This window comes from Streptomyces dangxiongensis, from assembly GCF_003675325.1.
GTDB lineage: Bacteria > Actinomycetota > Actinomycetes > Streptomycetales > Streptomycetaceae > Streptomyces > Streptomyces dangxiongensis.
In genome coordinates this window covers 7020780-7034995 of the sequence record NZ_CP033073.1, presented here as the reverse complement: position 1 = coordinate 7034995, position 14216 = coordinate 7020780, and the positions used below count along the sequence as shown (strand labels likewise).

The 14216-nt window shown below is 73.5% G+C and carries 12 protein-coding genes; 5 read left to right on the top strand and 7 right to left on the bottom strand.

Annotation, left to right across the window (positions count from 1 at the left end; all coding sequences use genetic code 11):
- Nucleotides 1-187 precede the first annotated feature (187 nt).
- A complete protein-coding gene (locus D9753_RS31835) occupies nucleotides 188-1576 on the top strand; it encodes an MFS transporter (protein ID WP_121790135.1) in 1389 nt (462 codons plus the stop codon).
- A gap of 51 nt (nucleotides 1577-1627) precedes the next feature.
- Here D9753_RS31835 and D9753_RS31830 read toward each other — a convergent pair whose 3' ends face one another.
- The 4 genes from D9753_RS31830 to lnt form a co-directional block, all read right to left on the bottom strand.
- Nucleotides 1628-3547 carry a helix-turn-helix domain-containing protein gene (locus D9753_RS31830; RefSeq protein WP_121791398.1) on the bottom strand — a complete coding sequence of 640 codons (1920 nt, stop codon included), beginning with the start codon at nucleotides 3545-3547 and terminating at the stop codon, nucleotides 1628-1630.
- Nucleotides 3548-3623: 76 nt separating this feature from the next.
- The gene (locus tag D9753_RS31825; RefSeq protein WP_121790134.1) at nucleotides 3624-4460 is read right to left on the bottom strand and encodes a 3-hydroxybutyrate dehydrogenase; all 837 of its coding nucleotides are present in this window, start codon (nucleotides 4458-4460) and stop codon (nucleotides 3624-3626) included.
- A 54-nt stretch (nucleotides 4461-4514) separates the two neighbouring features.
- Nucleotides 4515-4994 carry an NUDIX hydrolase gene (locus D9753_RS31820; RefSeq protein ID WP_121790133.1) on the bottom strand — a complete coding sequence of 160 codons (480 nt, stop codon included), beginning with the start codon at nucleotides 4992-4994 and terminating at the stop codon, nucleotides 4515-4517.
- A gap of 146 nt (nucleotides 4995-5140) precedes the next feature.
- A complete protein-coding gene (gene lnt, locus D9753_RS31815; protein WP_121791397.1) occupies nucleotides 5141-6751 on the bottom strand; it encodes an apolipoprotein N-acyltransferase in 1611 nt (536 codons plus the stop codon).
- 463 nt (nucleotides 6752-7214) lie between these two features.
- Between lnt and D9753_RS31810 the strand changes: the two genes are divergently transcribed.
- Nucleotides 7215-8183 carry an O-antigen ligase family protein gene (locus D9753_RS31810; RefSeq protein ID WP_121790132.1) on the top strand — a complete coding sequence of 323 codons (969 nt, stop codon included), beginning with the start codon at nucleotides 7215-7217 and terminating at the stop codon, nucleotides 8181-8183.
- Between the two features lie 299 nt (nucleotides 8184-8482).
- Here D9753_RS31810 and D9753_RS31805 read toward each other — a convergent pair whose 3' ends face one another.
- Nucleotides 8483-9028 carry a hypothetical protein gene (locus tag D9753_RS31805; protein WP_121791396.1) on the bottom strand — a complete coding sequence of 182 codons (546 nt, stop codon included), beginning with the start codon at nucleotides 9026-9028 and terminating at the stop codon, nucleotides 8483-8485.
- Nucleotides 9029-9205: 177 nt separating this feature from the next.
- Entirely contained in the window at nucleotides 9206-10003 is a 798-nt protein-coding gene (locus tag D9753_RS31800; RefSeq protein ID WP_121790131.1) for a glutamate racemase, read from the bottom strand.
- 39 nt (nucleotides 10004-10042) lie between these two features.
- Between D9753_RS31800 and D9753_RS31795 the strand changes: the two genes are divergently transcribed.
- The gene (locus D9753_RS31795) at nucleotides 10043-11236 is read left to right on the top strand and encodes a glycosyltransferase (protein ID WP_121790130.1); all 1194 of its coding nucleotides are present in this window, start codon (nucleotides 10043-10045) and stop codon (nucleotides 11234-11236) included.
- A gap of 6 nt (nucleotides 11237-11242) precedes the next feature.
- On the opposite strand, the gene D9753_RS31790 is transcribed toward D9753_RS31795, so the two are convergent.
- A complete protein-coding gene (locus tag D9753_RS31790) occupies nucleotides 11243-12559 on the bottom strand; it encodes a TerD family protein (protein ID WP_121790129.1) in 1317 nt (438 codons plus the stop codon).
- A 279-nt stretch (nucleotides 12560-12838) separates the two neighbouring features.
- On the opposite strand from D9753_RS31790, the gene D9753_RS31785 reads away from it, so the two are divergent.
- Nucleotides 12839-13285 carry a DUF6643 family protein gene (locus D9753_RS31785; RefSeq protein ID WP_121790128.1) on the top strand — a complete coding sequence of 149 codons (447 nt, stop codon included), beginning with the start codon at nucleotides 12839-12841 and terminating at the stop codon, nucleotides 13283-13285.
- A 42-nt stretch (nucleotides 13286-13327) separates the two neighbouring features.
- Entirely contained in the window at nucleotides 13328-14152 is an 825-nt protein-coding gene (locus D9753_RS31780; protein ID WP_121790127.1) for an MOSC domain-containing protein, read from the top strand.
- Nucleotides 14153-14216: the final 64 nt, after the last annotated feature.

Below are 14216 nucleotides of genomic sequence, written 5' to 3'. Positions count from 1 at the left end.
CGTCCCGGACGGTGCTCGTTCAGACCACCTTCGAGGCCCTGAACCGCCCGTCCGCGAGACGGCATGGTGGCCGCACGCATAGCCAAGCCTCGAACTATGTTGCCCCGCCACATGTGCGCCTGACCTGCGTGTTTCTACCGTGTGCCGACACGTACCCGTCCCCACCGCACACGAGGAAGTGGCGCACATGGCATCCCCGACCACCGCTCCCCCACCCCCCGCAAGCCTCCCCCGGATCGTCGCCGCCAGCCTCATCGGGACCACCATCGAGTGGTACGACTTCTTTCTCTACGGTTCCGCTGCCGCGCTGGTGTTCAACAAGGTGTTCTTCCCGGACTCCGATCCGCTGGTCGGGACGTTGTTGTCGTTCCTGACGTATGCCGTGGGGTTCGCGGCGCGTCCGCTGGGGGCGCTCGTGTTCGGGCACTACGGCGACCGGCTGGGGCGGAAGAAGCTGCTGGTGCTGAGTCTGGTGCTGATGGGCGGGGCGACGTTCGCCATCGGGCTGCTGCCGACCCACGCGACCGTCGGCAGTGCCGCGCCCGTGCTGCTCACGGTGCTGCGGCTGGTGCAGGGGTTCGCGCTCGGTGGTGAGTGGGGCGGCGCCGTGCTGCTGGTGTCGGAGCACGGGGACGCGCGGCGGCGCGGTTTCTGGGCCTCGTGGCCGCAGACGGGTGCGCCGGCCGGGCAGCTACTGGCCACCGGTGTGCTGTCACTGCTGACCGCCGTACTGTCCGACGACGCCTTCGGCGCATGGGGCTGGCGCATCCCGTTCCTGCTCTCCGGCGTGCTCGTCGTCGTCGGTCTGTGGATCCGGCTGTCTGTCGACGAATCCCCCGTCTTCAAGCAGGCGTTGGAGCGGGCCGAGTCCCGCAAGGACGGCGAGACGGAGCCGCTGCCGCTCGTCTCCGTGCTGCGGCACCACTGGCGTGACGTGCTCGTGGCGATGGGCGCGCGGATGGCGGAGAACATCAGCTACTACGTCATCACCGCTTTCATCCTCGTCTACGCCACCACCTCGGCCGGCGTCTCGAAGCAGACCGCGCTCAACGCCGTACTCGTCGGCTCCGCCGTGCACTTCGCCGTCATCCCGGCCTGGGGCGCGCTGTCGGACCGGGTCGGACGACGGCCCGTCTACCTGTTCGGGGCGGCCGGTGTCGGCCTGTGGGCGTTCCCGTTCTTCGCGCTCGTGGACACCGGGTCGTTCGGGTACCTGGTGCTGGCCGTGACCGTCGGACTGGTACTGCACGGTGCCATGTACGCACCGCAGGCAGCGTTCTTCGCGGAGATGTTCGCCACCCGGATGCGCTACTCGGGTGCGTCCATCGGCGCCCAGTTCGCCTCGGTCGCCGCCGGTGCGCCGGCCCCCCTCATCGCGACCGCGCTCCTCTCCGACTACGACAGCTCCACTCCGATCGCTCTGTACGTGATCGCCGCCGCCGTACTGACCCTGGTCGCGGTGACCCTGTCCCGGGAGACACGACACCGGGATCTCACCGAGGCCGAGGGGGAGGGCGAGGGCAAGGGCGGGGAGCCTTCCGCGGCGGCTTCGGCCGCGCAGGCGCCTCTCGTCTGACCGGGGCGGTCGTCCTGGGACGGCTCCGGCCGGCTCCCGCGAGGAGGCCGGTCAGAGCCGTCCCGGTGTGGCCAGTCGGTGGAGTCTGAGGGCGAGTTGGATCTCCAGGACGCGGGCGGGTGTCTGCCAGTCCGCGCCGAGCAGGCGGCCCACGCGTTCCAGCCGCTGCGCCACCGTGTTCACATGGACGTGCAGCGCGTCCTTGGTGCGGGCCGGGCTCATCCCGCCGGCGAAGTACGCCTCCAGGGTGCGCAGCAGTTCCGTGCCGCGCTGTCTGTCGTACGAGACCACGGCGCCGATGGTGCGGTCGACGAAACCGGCGATGTCCCGTCCGCCCGCGAGCAGCAGGCCGAGGAAGCCGAAGTCCTCGGCCGCCGCCCCGTCCCCGGCCCGGCCCAGCAGGTGCAGCGCGTCCAGGCAGCGGCGGCCCTCGGCGTAGGCGGTGGCCACGGTCTCGGGGTGCGCGGTGAGGGCGGTGACGGGTGCGGAGGCGCCGACCGTGACGGGCTGGTGGACGGCCGTGCCTAGCTGGCGGGCGGCGCGGCGGGCCACCTCGGTGGCGGTGTCGCCGGTGCCGAGCGGCAGCAGCAGGACGGTGCCGCCGTCACGGGCGGCGGCCAGTCCGTGCCGGGTGGCGGCGAGGTGGGACGCGGCGGACCACAGCCGGCGGCGGGCCGCGGCCTCCTCGTCGGCGTCGGCCGCCGGGCCGTCGAGGCGGGCTGCGAGGACGACGTGGGTGGCGTCGAGGTCGGCGTGCAGACGGCTGGCGCGTTCGCGCAGCAGGCGCGGGTCCCGGTCGCGGGCGTCCAGCAGATCGTCGAGCAGTTCGCCGCGCACGCGTTGTTCGGCCTCGGCGGCGGAGCGGCGGGCGAGCAGGAGCAGCGAGGTGACCATCGCGGCCCGTTCCAGGGTGCGTTGGTCGACCGGGTCCAGTCCGGGGTGGCCGCGCAGGACCAGCGCGCCGAGGAGTTCGCCGCCGGCGGCCACCGCGGCGATCCAGTCGCTGCCGTGCCGTACGGCGTGGCCGTCGGCGCGGGATGCCTCCAGGGCCGCGGCCGGTGCCGCCTGCGCCTCGGTGAACTCCACGGTGCCGTCGAGGACCTGGGAGACGGCCGCGGCCACGTCGTGGACCCCGCCACCGCGCAGGACGAGTTCGGCGAGCCGGTCGTGCACGTCGGAGGCGCGTTCGATGACGGCGCTGCGGTCCCGGATGATCTCGTTGGCGCGCTCCAGTCCGGCCAGGGCCGCTCGGGTCTCGGTGAGCAGGTTGGCGGTGTCGATGGCCGCTGCCGCGAGCGCGGCGAAGGAGCCGAGCAGGGCGATCTGCTCGCGTTCGAAGACGCGGGCCCGCCGGTCCGCCGCGAAGAGGACGCCGATCACGTGCGGGCCCAGCATCAGGGGTACGCCGAGGATGGCGACCAGTCCCTCGTCGCGGACGCCCCCGTCGATGGTGAGGGTGTGCTGGAACCGGCTGTCCTGGAAGTAGTCGTCCGTGACGTACGGCCGCGCGGTCTGGGCGACGAGCCCGCCGAGCCCCTCCCCCATGCCCAGGCGCAGCTGCTGGAAGCGGGCGGAGACGGAGCCCTCCGTGACCCGCATGTAGGTGTCGCCGCGTACCGGGTCGTTGAGGCTGAGGTAGGCGACGTCCGTGCCGAGCAGGGAGCGGGCGCGCTGCACGATCGCCTGGAGGACGGCGTCCAGGTCGCGGAGGCCGGCGAGGTCGTGGGCGGTCTCGAACAGCGCGGACAGCTCGGCCTCGCGGCGGCGGCGCCCCTCCAGTTCGGCGCGCACGCGCAGGGCGAGCAGTCTGGCCTCTTCGAGCGCGGCGATCCGGCCGGCCGGCTCGCCCTCGGCTCGGGCGAGCAGCACGGGCTGCTCGTAGGCCTCCGCGGAGGCGTCGCGGGCCAGCAGGTCGAGGTACGGGGCCTCGGCGCTGCCGCTGGGTGCCGACTGGAGGTGATCGCGGGACATGGTCACAGGATTCCGTATCGGCCGCCCGGCCCGGCAGCCCTGTGGACAACTGCCGGAGCCGGTGCCGGCGGGCTGGTCAGTGGGCCGTCCACCCGCCGTCCAGGACGAGGGAGGTACCGGTGACGAAGGACGCCTGGGGGCTGCACAGGTAGGCCACCGCCTCCGCGACCTCCTCGGGTTCGATGAGCCGCTGCACCGCGCTGTCCTTCAGCAGGACCTCGGACAGTACGCGCTCCTCGGGGATGCCGTGTGCCTCGGCCTGGTCGGCGATCTGCTTCTCGACCAGTGGGGTGCGCACATAGGCCGGGTTCACACAGTTGGAGGTCACTCCATGGGCGGCGCCTTCCAGCGCGGCCGTCTTGGACAGGCCTTCGAGACCGTGTTTGGCGGCCACATAAGCGGACTTGAAGGCCGAGGCCCGCAGACCATGGACGGAGGACACATTGACGATCCGGCCCCAGTCCTGCGCGTACATGTGCGGGAGGGCGCCCCGGATGAGGCGGAACGGTGCCTCCAGCATCACGGTCAGCACCGTGTGGAACACCTCGGGCGGGAACTCCTCGATGGGGCGCACGAGTTGCAGCCCGGCGTTGTTGACCAGCACATCGGTACCGGCGGCGACGCGTTCGGCCGCGTCCAGGTCGGTGAGGTCCACGACCCGCGGTACGACGGTTCCCGCGAGGCCGCCGGCCCGCTGCCCGGCGGCCCGTTCCGCCTGGGCGGCCAACTCGGCCAGGCCGGCGGCGTCCCGGTCGACGGCGCGCACCTCGGCCCCGGCGGCGGCGAGCCGCAGGGCGCAGGCGCGGCCGATGCCACTGGCCGCACCGGTGACCAGGGCGGTACGGCCGCCGAGGTCGAGGGCGAGAGGCTGGACATGGGGGCCGGGGCCGGGCAGGGGGGTGGGCGAGGTCATGTGCCGACCCTAAGCGGAACCCGACGGTCACCACATGTGGCGACGCCCCACACTTCAGCCGACAGTCGTGGGGTCGAACCATGTGGGTGCGTCGGACATGGCCTGCTTGATCCGAAAGAGCCCGAACTCGTTGAGCGGGGGCAGCGCGTCCACAGCGAACCAGCCGACGTCCAGCGACTCGTCGTCGTTGACGCGGGCCTCGCCGCCCACCGCCCGGCAGCGGATGGTGATGTCCATGTACTGGCAGGTGTCGCCGTTGGGGTAGGTGACCGGTTCCAGGGCCTGGACCAGCACGATCCGTTCGGCGACGCAGTGCACCGCCGTCTCCTCGAAGACCTCGCGCACGGCACAGGCGGCGGGCTGCTCGCCCGGTTCCGGGATGCCGCCGATCACCGCCCACTTGCGCGTGTCGGTCCGCCGGCCGAGCAGCACGCGGCCCTCGTCGTCGAAGACGATCGCGCTGACCCCGGGCAGCCAGAGCAACTGCCGGCCGGCGGAGGCCCGGAGCGTGCGGATGAATTCAGGAGTAGCCATGATCCGACCCTAGCGGGGCGGGCCCCGGGGGAACCGGCGCCCCGTCCCCGACCGTTCCCGGCCACTCCCGGCCACTCCCGCAGGCGTACGGCGGTCCTAGGGCAGCCGTTCCGCGAGTCTGCGGCGGTCGTCCGACGCTCGTACGGCTACGCGGCGTCGGTGCGCCGGGCACGCAGGCCCGACCCGACGGCCCAGCCGATCCCGCCCGCGGCGACGAGCACCAGCGCCATCTCCGGAAGGATGCCCAGCTTCGTCGCGGGGGTCGTGGAGGTGCGCAGCGGTACCTTCTGGACGAGGTAGGCGGGCACGAACATGCCGGTCTTCTGGGTGATCCGCCCATCCGGCATGATGATCGCACTCACCCCGCTGGTCACCGGCACGGTCACCGTGCGGCTGTGCTCGACGGCGCGGATCCGGGACATGGCGAGCTGCTGGTAGGTCATCTCGCTGCGGTCGAAGGTGGCGTTGTTGCTCGGCACGGAGATCATCTGCGCGCCGTGTGTCACCGTGTCCCGTACGGCCCGGTCGAAGGCGGCCTCGTAGCAGGTGGCCAGGCCGACCTTGACGCCGTGGAAGTCGAACACGCCCGGTTCGATGCCCGGGCTGATGTCCTGGCGGACCATGCTGGTCCAGTGCGGGTTGATCGCGCCGATGAACGAGCGCAGCGGAAGGTACTCGCCGAAAGGCTGGATCTGCCGCTTGTCGTAGGTCTGTGTGGGGCCCTTGACCGGGTCCCACAGGATCTGCTCGTTGAGCAGCTTGCCGCCCCGCTCCACCACACCGCCGACGGAGATGGGCACGCCGATGTCCTTGGCCGCCTGCTCGATGACGAGGGCGGCGTCGGGATATTCGAAGGGGTCGATGTCGGAGGAGTTCTCCGGCCACAGGACGAAGTCGGGCTTGGCGGCCTTGCCGGCCCTGACGTCGGCTGCGAGCTCGTGCGTCTCGCGCGCGTGGTAGTCGAGCACGGCCCGGCGCTGGGCGTTGAACTCCAGCCCGGAGCGCGGCACGTTGCCCTGGATGACCGCCACGGTGGCCGTGCCGTTCTCCGCGCTGTCACTCACCAGCGCGCGGGCGGCGACCGCGCCGGCCACCGGTACGGCGATGCTCAGCAGCGCGGCGGTCGCGGCGGCGCGCCGCACGATGCGGGTCCGGCGCTGCTCGGCGATCAGGCGCCCCGCCTCGTACAGGCCGAATCCGCACAGTACGACCGCGAACCCGAGCACCGGGCTGCCGCCCACCGCGGCGAGCGGCAGGAAGACGCCGTCCGCCTGGCCGAAAGCGATCTTGCCCCAGGGGAAGCCGCGGAAGGGCACGCGCGCGCGTACCGCTTCGCCGGCGACCCACATGGCGGCGGCCCACACCGGCCAGACCGGCAGCCTGTTGACGGCGGCCACCCCCACGGCGACCAGGGCGACGAAGACCGCCTCCACGGCGGCCAGGGCCAGCCAGGGCACCGGGCCGACCTCCACACCGGTCCACACCAGCAGCGGCAGCAGGAAGCCCAGCCCGAAGAGGTAGCCGAGGCCGAGGGCGGCCTTCCAGCTCCGGCCGCGCAGCACCCAGCCGAGGCCGGCGAAGGCGGGCAGGGCCAGCCACCACAGGGTGCGCGGCGGGAAGCTGACGTAGAGCAGCACCCCGCAGAGCGCGGAGGCGGCGGCCGGGACCAGGCGCAGCAGCCGGCCGCCGCGCGCGCCGGGGGCGGGCTGCGGCTGGAGCTGGTCCGACTGGTCCACGGAAGTTGCGGTGACGGTCACCCGGGTGAGTGTACGGCGGTGGACATCACCGTCGACAGCACGGTTCGGCCCGGCCACCGGTGCGCGGGAACGGTCGCCGACCAGCGACAACCCCCGGGGCACCGCCCCGCCTCGACCGCAGCGCCGGCCGGGCGCGGTGACGCCTGCCCGTGTGGCTGGGGGTAGACGGCACCCGCCCGGGTGGCCGGGGGCGATGACGCCCGTCCTCAGGGCCGGTAACGGCGTCGGAGCCGGCGGGCTGTACTGCGTTTCTGTGGGGACTCGTCCCCGCATCACCTCTCAGCCGCTACGGTGTGCCCAGCCTCGGCGGCGCGGCCGGACCGGCACGCGGCCGTGGCCTGCCACAGGTCGGGGGACCGGGTACGAGGGGCGACGGGTGGGGTCGAGGGGGACGGGATTCGCGGCCGGTGCGTACGGCGCGGATGTCCACGACATGCGGAGGAACTTTTCCGACGGGACGGGGATGGTCCTGTTGGGGGCCTGCGCCGGGTGGTCGCTGATCACCGCGGCGGCCCACGACGGGCGGCCCGAGGGCACGCTGCTCGCGGTGCTCGCCGTGGCCGCCGGTTACGCCGTGGGCCGGGTCTCCGGGGCGCTGCTGCCGGTGGCCGCGCCCTGCGCCGGTGCGGTGGCCGGGCTCGTGCTGGCCGTGACGCTGCCCGGGCTGTCCTCCGGACCCTGGTACGCCGCGCCCCTCGGGCACGCCAGTGCCACGGCCGCCCTCCTGGCGCTGACCGCCGGGGCCGCGTGCTGTGCCGCCTGGGCGACGGCCGTACCGGTGTGGCGGCTGGGGCTGCGGGTGCTGGCCTGCGCGGTCGTGCCGGCCGGGGCCGTGCTGGGGTCGGTGGCCGGATGTGCGGCCGGCACGGTGATCCTGGCGTGTTCGCTGGCCGCGGGTTCGGCGCACCGCCGGGGCGCGTGGCTGGTGGGCGCCGCCATGGCGGCGGCCCTGGTGGCGGGCACGGTGTGGGCGGTCGCCGCGGACGCGCTGCCCGATGGCCTCGTCGGGGCGCTGGAGGACCGGTTGACGCCGCACCGGGTGTGGCTGTGGCGGGGCGCGCTGCACCTGGCGGGCCGGTACGGCGTCCTGGGTGCCGGTCCCGGACGGTTCGGCGCATCGGTGCGGGCGACACCGTTGCCGCCGGGCGACGGCACACCGCACTCGGCCCCGCTCGAGCTGGCGGCGGAGCAGGGCCTGATCGGCTTGTTCCTGCTGGCCGCGGTGTTCTGCTGGCTGCTGTACGCGTTGTGGCGCACTCCTCGCTCCGCTCCGGTCGCGCTGACCGCGGCCGTGACCCTGACGGTGCTGGCCGTCCTCGCCTCGGTGGGCAACGCCCTCAGCTTCACGACGGTGACGGCGGGCGGGGGGCTGCTGGCGGGATGGGCGACGGCCCGGCCGTGGTCGGGCGACGGTGCGACGCCACCGCCCTGAAGGGCCTGCGGGCGGGGGCGGGCCGTCCGCGCCTCCGCTCCCACCACCGCTTCCTCCGCGTACCGACCGTGTGTCTGTGCGAGTCAGCGTGCCGACCGTGCGTCTGTGTGAATCCGGATGGCGATCGCTCACCCTTGTGGGTCCGCGTGGCGACGTCCATCCGTGTGAGTCCGCGCGGTGACCGTTCGGCTGGGTGAGAGAGGGGACCGTCGCGGTCGCCCACGGCCGGACGTGGCGTGCGTACGGCCCGGACATGGCGTGGTACGGCCCGGCGGGGTCAGCGGCCCCGCCCCGGACGGTCAGAGATTCGGTCCCGGTGTGATCGTTCGCAGTCGGTCCCTGATGACCCGCACCGCCGATTCCGCGTTGTCCACGGTGATCGTGAACATGTGGCCGTCCCACAGCCGCAGCACGATGCCCTCGCCGCGGCGTACGACGACCGCGGTGCCCATCTCGGGACGCCAGCGGTAGCCCCAGCCGCCCCACTGCCGGGGAGTGACGAGGGCGGTGAAGTCGGCGCCGGCCACGGCGGAGAGCGGGATGCGGCGGCGCGGCAGCCCTATGTGACCGCAGCGCACTTCCAGGCATTCCCGGTCGAGCTTGAGGTCGACGTGCACGAAGGCGAGCGTGCCGAAGATGACCAGCAGGCCGGCGGCGATGCAGCCCACGACGGACATCGCGAGTGCGGCGACGCCGGAGGTCCAGGCCGAGTCGACGGCCAGCTCGATGCCGAGCGCCAGGCAGGCGGCGCCGACCAGCGCCAGCAGCCACTGGACGCGGTTGGTGGCGCGCCCGGTCCAGACGTCGGGCTGGGGGCCCTCGTCGGCGTGGGGGTGGTCCCTCATGTTCACGAGGTTACTCAGGTTTCGCTGCGGTGGTACCCGCTCGCGGAGGGTGACCGCTCGTCGCGGCTCGCACAGGTCTCGACGCGACGGCACAAGTCTCGGCCTGGCCCTGAGGCGGCGGGGCGGCGGTGGCGCACGCGGCCGGACACGGATGCGTGCGCCCGCCGCCGGGGCGTGTCACCTGTGGTCGGCGACCGAACCGACGAGCGGCAGCAGCCGCCCTTCGGCGTAGTGCAGCGCGGCCTCGGGCAGCCGGCCGCTCTCCCGGCCGCTCAGCAGGACCGTGAGGGTGCCCTCGGCCGGCGCCTCGGGCGCGGGCTGCTCGCCGAGACGGCGCAGGGCCTGGGCGGCCACCGCGCCGGCGGAGCCGTGCAGGACGAGCGGGGCGGCGACGGGCCGCCGGAGGGAGGTGCGGATACGTTCCGCCACCAGTTCGTAATGGGTGCAGCCCAGGACGACGGTCGTCACATCGTCGGGTGTCAGCCGGGCCGCCGCCGCGACCGCGGCGTCGATGGCCGTCTCGTCCGCGTGTTCGACGGCCTCGGCGAGACCCCAGCAGGGCACCTCGGTCACCCGGACGTCGCCGGCGAAGGCCTCGATGAGTCCGCGCTGGTAGGCGCTGCCCGTGGTGGCGGGGGTCGCCCAGATCGCGACGGGGCCGCCACCGGCCGCGGCCGGCTTGATGGCCGGGACCGTGCCGATGACCGGTATGCCGGGCTCCAGACGGGCGCGCAGCGTGGGCAGCGCGTGCACGGTGGCGGTGTTGCAGCCGATGATCAGCGCGTCGGGCCGGTGGGCCGCGGCGGCCTCGGCGACGGCCAGTGCGCGCCGGGTGAGGTCCTCGGAGGTGCGCGGTCCCCAGGGCATGCCGTCGGGGTCCAGGGAGAGTACGAGATCCGCGTCGGGCCGCAGGCGCCGTACCGCGGCAGTGGCCGCCAGCAGGCCGATTCCGGAGTCCATGAGCGCGATCTTCACCCGGCCACGATAGACGATGCGGCCTTGTGCGCCTGTCCGGTGGGGCAGACTGCGGCCGTGAGCGCCTTCCTGTGGATCACCGTCGTGTCGCTGGCCGCCTGGTGCTGGCTGCTGCTGGGCCAGGGTTTCTTCTGGCGCACGGACGTCCGGCTGCCGCGGCGCCGGGAACCGGACGTGTGGCCGCCGGTCTGTGTGGTCGTACCGGCCCGAGACGAGGCCGAGGTGCTGCCCGCCGCCCTGCCGTCGTTGCTGGCGCAGGACTATCCGGGGCGGGCCGAGGTCTTCCTGGTGGACGACGGGAGCACGGACGGCACCGGGGACCTGGCCCGGGAGCTGTCCCGGCGGCACGGCGGGCTGCCGCTGACCGTCGGGTCGCCCGGTGAGCCGCCGGCGGGCTGGACGGGCAAGCTGTGGGCGGTGCGGTACGGCATCGGGCTGGCACGCGCGCGTGAGCCCGTGTATCTGCTGCTGACGGACGCGGACATCGCGCACGCCCCCGACAGCCTGCGCGAGCTGGTCGCGGCGGCCCTCACCGGCGGCTTCGACGTGGTGTCGCAGATGGCGCGGCTGCGGGTGGAGAGTGCGTGGGAGCGGCTCGTGGTCCCGGCGTTCGTCTATTTCTTCGCCCAGCTCTACCCCTTCCGCCGGATCGGCCGGGAGGGTTCGCGCACGGCCGCGGCGGCGGGCGGCTGCGTCCTGCTGCGGGCGGGCATGGCGGACGAGGCGCGCGTCCCGGACGCGATCCGGCACGCCGTCATCGACGATGTCGCGCTCGCGCGCGCGGTCAAGCGCGCCGGTGGCCGTGTGTGGCTGGGGCTGGCCGACCGGGTGGACAGCGTGCGCCCCTATCCGCGGCTGCACGACCTGTGGCGGATGGTCGCGCGCAGTGCCTACGCCCAGCTACGGCACCACCCGCTGCTGCTCCTCGGTACGGTCGCCGGGCTCGCTCTGGTGTACCTGGTGCCGCCCGCCGCGGTCGTGGCGGGCGTGGCGGGCGGCAGTACGGCGACGGCGGTCATGGGTGGGCTGGCGTGGGCGGTGATGGCGGGCACGTACGCGCCGATGCTGCGCTACCACCGGCAGCCGCTGTGGCTCGCTCCGCTGCTGCCGTTCACCGCGTTCCTGTACCTGCTGATGACGGTCGACTCCGCGGTGCGTCACTACCGCGGGCGCGGAGCCGCCTGGAAGGGCCGCACCTACGCCCGCGCGGACGCCGTGCCCGATGAGGGCTGAGCCCGCTCACTTGCGGCCGGGCGTCCAGTTCATGCCCCAGCCGTAGGCCTGGTCCATGGTCCGCTGCGGGCTCACGCCGCGCTCCGGCACCAGGTACCGCGCCTCGCGCTGGACGACGAGGTCGCCGCCGGTGTTGGTGATCAGCGCGAGCGCGCACACGGGGGACGGGACGGTGCACTCGTCCAGCGAGAACTCGACGGGGGCGCCGTACTGCGGCTGGAGGGTGACGGTGGCGTGCAGGTCGGCGAAGGAACGGGCGCCTTCGTAGATGGTGACGAAGACGAGCACGCGACGGAAGTCCCGCGTGTGGTCGAGGTTGACAGAGAGGTTCTCGCCGCTCGCCGTGGCTCCGGTGCGGTCGTCGCCGTCGAGGTGGATGTACGGCGGCCGGTGGAGCGAGCCGAAGGCGTTGCCGAGGGCCTGGACGACTCCCTTGCGGCCGTCGGCGAGTTCGTAGAGGGCACCCAGATCGAGGTCGAGGTTCGGGCCGCCGCCCCACCGGCCGATACGGCTCGGGAACTGTTTGCGCACCTGCCAGTTGAGGTTCACCCGCATGATTCCGGAGCTGCCGCCCTGTTTGGCCAGCGAGACGGAGGGGGCCGCCTTGGTGAGGGTGACCTTGGACAGGCGGACCGGCTGGGCGGCGGGCGCGGGGCGAGCGGTGGACGCGGGCGGAGCAGCGGGAGGTGGCGGCACGGTCGCGGCTGCCGGAGGCGGGGCGGGGGTGGGGGCGGCCGGCGGGGACACAGGGGCCGGAGCCGGGGTCGCCGGTGGTGCGGCACGCTGCGGCTCGTCCACGGTGATGCCGAAGTCCGTTGCCAGGCCCTCGAGTCCGCTGTCGTAGCCCTGGCCGACGGCGCGGAACTTCCAGCCACCCTGGCGGCGGTAGAACTCGCCGAGTACGAAGGCCGTCTCCACGGTCGCTCCGGGGCTGTCGAAGCGGGCGACGACCTGGCCGGAAGCGGCGTCGGTGACCTCGATGTAGAGGCCGGGGACCTGCCCGAACGTCCCGCCGTCCGCGGAGGCGGCGACGACGATGCGCTCGACGGCGCCCTCCACGCGCGCGAGGTCGGCGACAAGGGCGTCGGTGACGCGTCCGCCGGTCGTCCGCTTGCCCTCGTGGCGGACCGCGCCGGAGGGGTGCGCGGGCTGGTTGTAGAAGACGAAGTCCCCGTCGGAGCGGACCTTCCCGGCGGCGAGCAGCAGTGCCGAGGCGTCCGCGTCCGGCGTCCCGGGCTCGGTGCGCCAGCCCAGTTCGACGCGCAGGGCCGCGGTCGCCACAGCTACGTTGGCGCCTTTCGGCATTGACATGTCCGCCCCCATCGGGTATTCGGTCCACGGTTTTCGCCCCGGCGGTCCGGGTCGTCCCTACCCGCACAACTTATTCCCGCGTACGGCGAACGCCCCCGAACGGCACAGGAAGATCGCCGGTCAACCGCCGGTAACCCGGTAAGAACCCGGCCGTTACACGATCCAAACGTGGATCGGTGTCCCTTTTTGCCGAGTTCGCTCGGATTGGGGGTCTCAGCCTGGCGCCGACACGGAAAACAACCCTCTTATCGGTCTCCCCAACCGGCACATCGTGGGCTTAACTTATGTGCCATGACCTCCCCCCGCTCCACTTATGGCGGCGGCTATTACTCCGCCTCCTTCCCGGACACCCCGATCTACGACTCGCTCGTCGCCGAGCGGGGCACCCCGCAGATCGCCCCGATCCGGGTCCCCGCCGCCTACGACACGGGCAGCGGCCTGCCCGCCCTGCCGTCGGCGCTGCCCGCCCTCCCGGCGGCCCCGTCCCCGCAGGCTCCCTCCTACGGCTACCCGCAGGCGCAGCAGCCCGCACCGCTGCAGTACGCGCCCACGGCGTACATCCCGCAGCAGGCGAGCGCCCCGCGTGGCTATCCCGGTCCGCAGGCTCCGCAGCAGCAGCAGCGGCCGATGGCGGCAAGCAACGGGTACGAGGCCATGCGTCCGGCCGCCCCGCGGCCGGCGCCGGCTCCCTACCAGGACCCGTACAACAACCAGCAGCAGCAGTACCGCGGTTACTGACCGGCACACCCGGCCGTCGGTGTCGTTTGGCACGATGGCGGCATGGGAAACGTCGAAGTGCGGTCGCTCCACATCCATCCGGTCAAGGCGTTCCGGGCGCTGTCGCCCGGGGAGGCCGTCGTGGAGCCGTGGGGTCTGGCCGGGGACCGGCGCTGGTCACTGATCGACGACGGGGGAAAGGTCGTCACACAACGTGAGCATCCGCGCCTCGCACTGGCCGCCGCCGAGCCTCTGGCCGGCGGCGGCGTCCGTCTGTCCGCGCCCGGCCGGGAGCCGCTGACGGTCGAGGTGCCGCAGCCGGCCGTGACCGTGCCGGTGAACGTGTTCGGTACGAAGGTGGAGGTCGTCCCGGCCGCCGCCGACGCGCACGCCTGGTGCAGCGCCTATCTCGAGGCCGACGTCCGCCTGGTCCACCTGGACGATCCGGCCACCCGCCGCCCGATCGTGCCCAAGTACGCCCTGCCCGGCGAGACGGTGAACCTCGCCGACGGCTTCCCCCTGCTGGTCACCACGACGGCCTCGCTGGACGCCCTGAACGCGCTCATAGCGCGGGGCGGCCACGCTGACGAGGGCCCGCTGCCCATGACCCGCTTCCGGCCCAACATCGTCGTCACCGGCACCGGCGCCTGGGCCGAGGACCACTGGACGCGGGTCTCCATCGGCGAGGTGGACCTCCGCGTCCCGAAGGCCTGCGCACGCTGTGTGGTGACGACCAACGACCAGGACTCCGCCGTACGCGGCCGGGAGCCGCTCCACACCCTGGCGCGGCACCGCAGGATCGACGGGGAGCTGCTGTTCGGCGTGCACCTGGTGCCCCTCTCGCCCGGCACGATCAGGATCGGTGACCCGGTGCGGGTGCTGTCGTAGCCCCCGCACACCACGGGCACGCGGACGCCGCCGGCACGCGGGCAGCGCGCGGCCGTGGCCCGGG

Bases quoted from the DNA above. Each gene is read 5' to 3' on its own strand.
- D9753_RS31835 (WP_121790135.1), top strand. From the start codon at position 188: ATGGCATCCCCGACCACCGCTCCCCCACCCCCCGCAAGCCTCCCCCGG.
- D9753_RS31830 (WP_121791398.1), bottom strand. From the start codon at position 3,547: ATGTCCCGCGATCACCTCCAGTCGGCACCCAGCGGCAGCGCCGAGGCC.
- D9753_RS31825 (WP_121790134.1), bottom strand. From the start codon at position 4,460: ATGACCTCGCCCACCCCCCTGCCCGGCCCCGGCCCCCATGTCCAGCCT.
- D9753_RS31820 (WP_121790133.1), bottom strand. From the start codon at position 4,994: ATGGCTACTCCTGAATTCATCCGCACGCTCCGGGCCTCCGCCGGCCGG.
- D9753_RS31810 (WP_121790132.1), top strand. From the start codon at position 7,215: ATGGTCCTGTTGGGGGCCTGCGCCGGGTGGTCGCTGATCACCGCGGCG.
- D9753_RS31805 (WP_121791396.1), bottom strand. From the start codon at position 9,028: ATGAGGGACCACCCCCACGCCGACGAGGGCCCCCAGCCCGACGTCTGG.
- D9753_RS31790 (WP_121790129.1), bottom strand. From the start codon at position 12,559: ATGGGGGCGGACATGTCAATGCCGAAAGGCGCCAACGTAGCTGTGGCG.
- D9753_RS31785 (WP_121790128.1), top strand. From the start codon at position 12,839: ATGACCTCCCCCCGCTCCACTTATGGCGGCGGCTATTACTCCGCCTCC.
- D9753_RS31780 (WP_121790127.1), top strand. From the start codon at position 13,328: ATGGGAAACGTCGAAGTGCGGTCGCTCCACATCCATCCGGTCAAGGCG.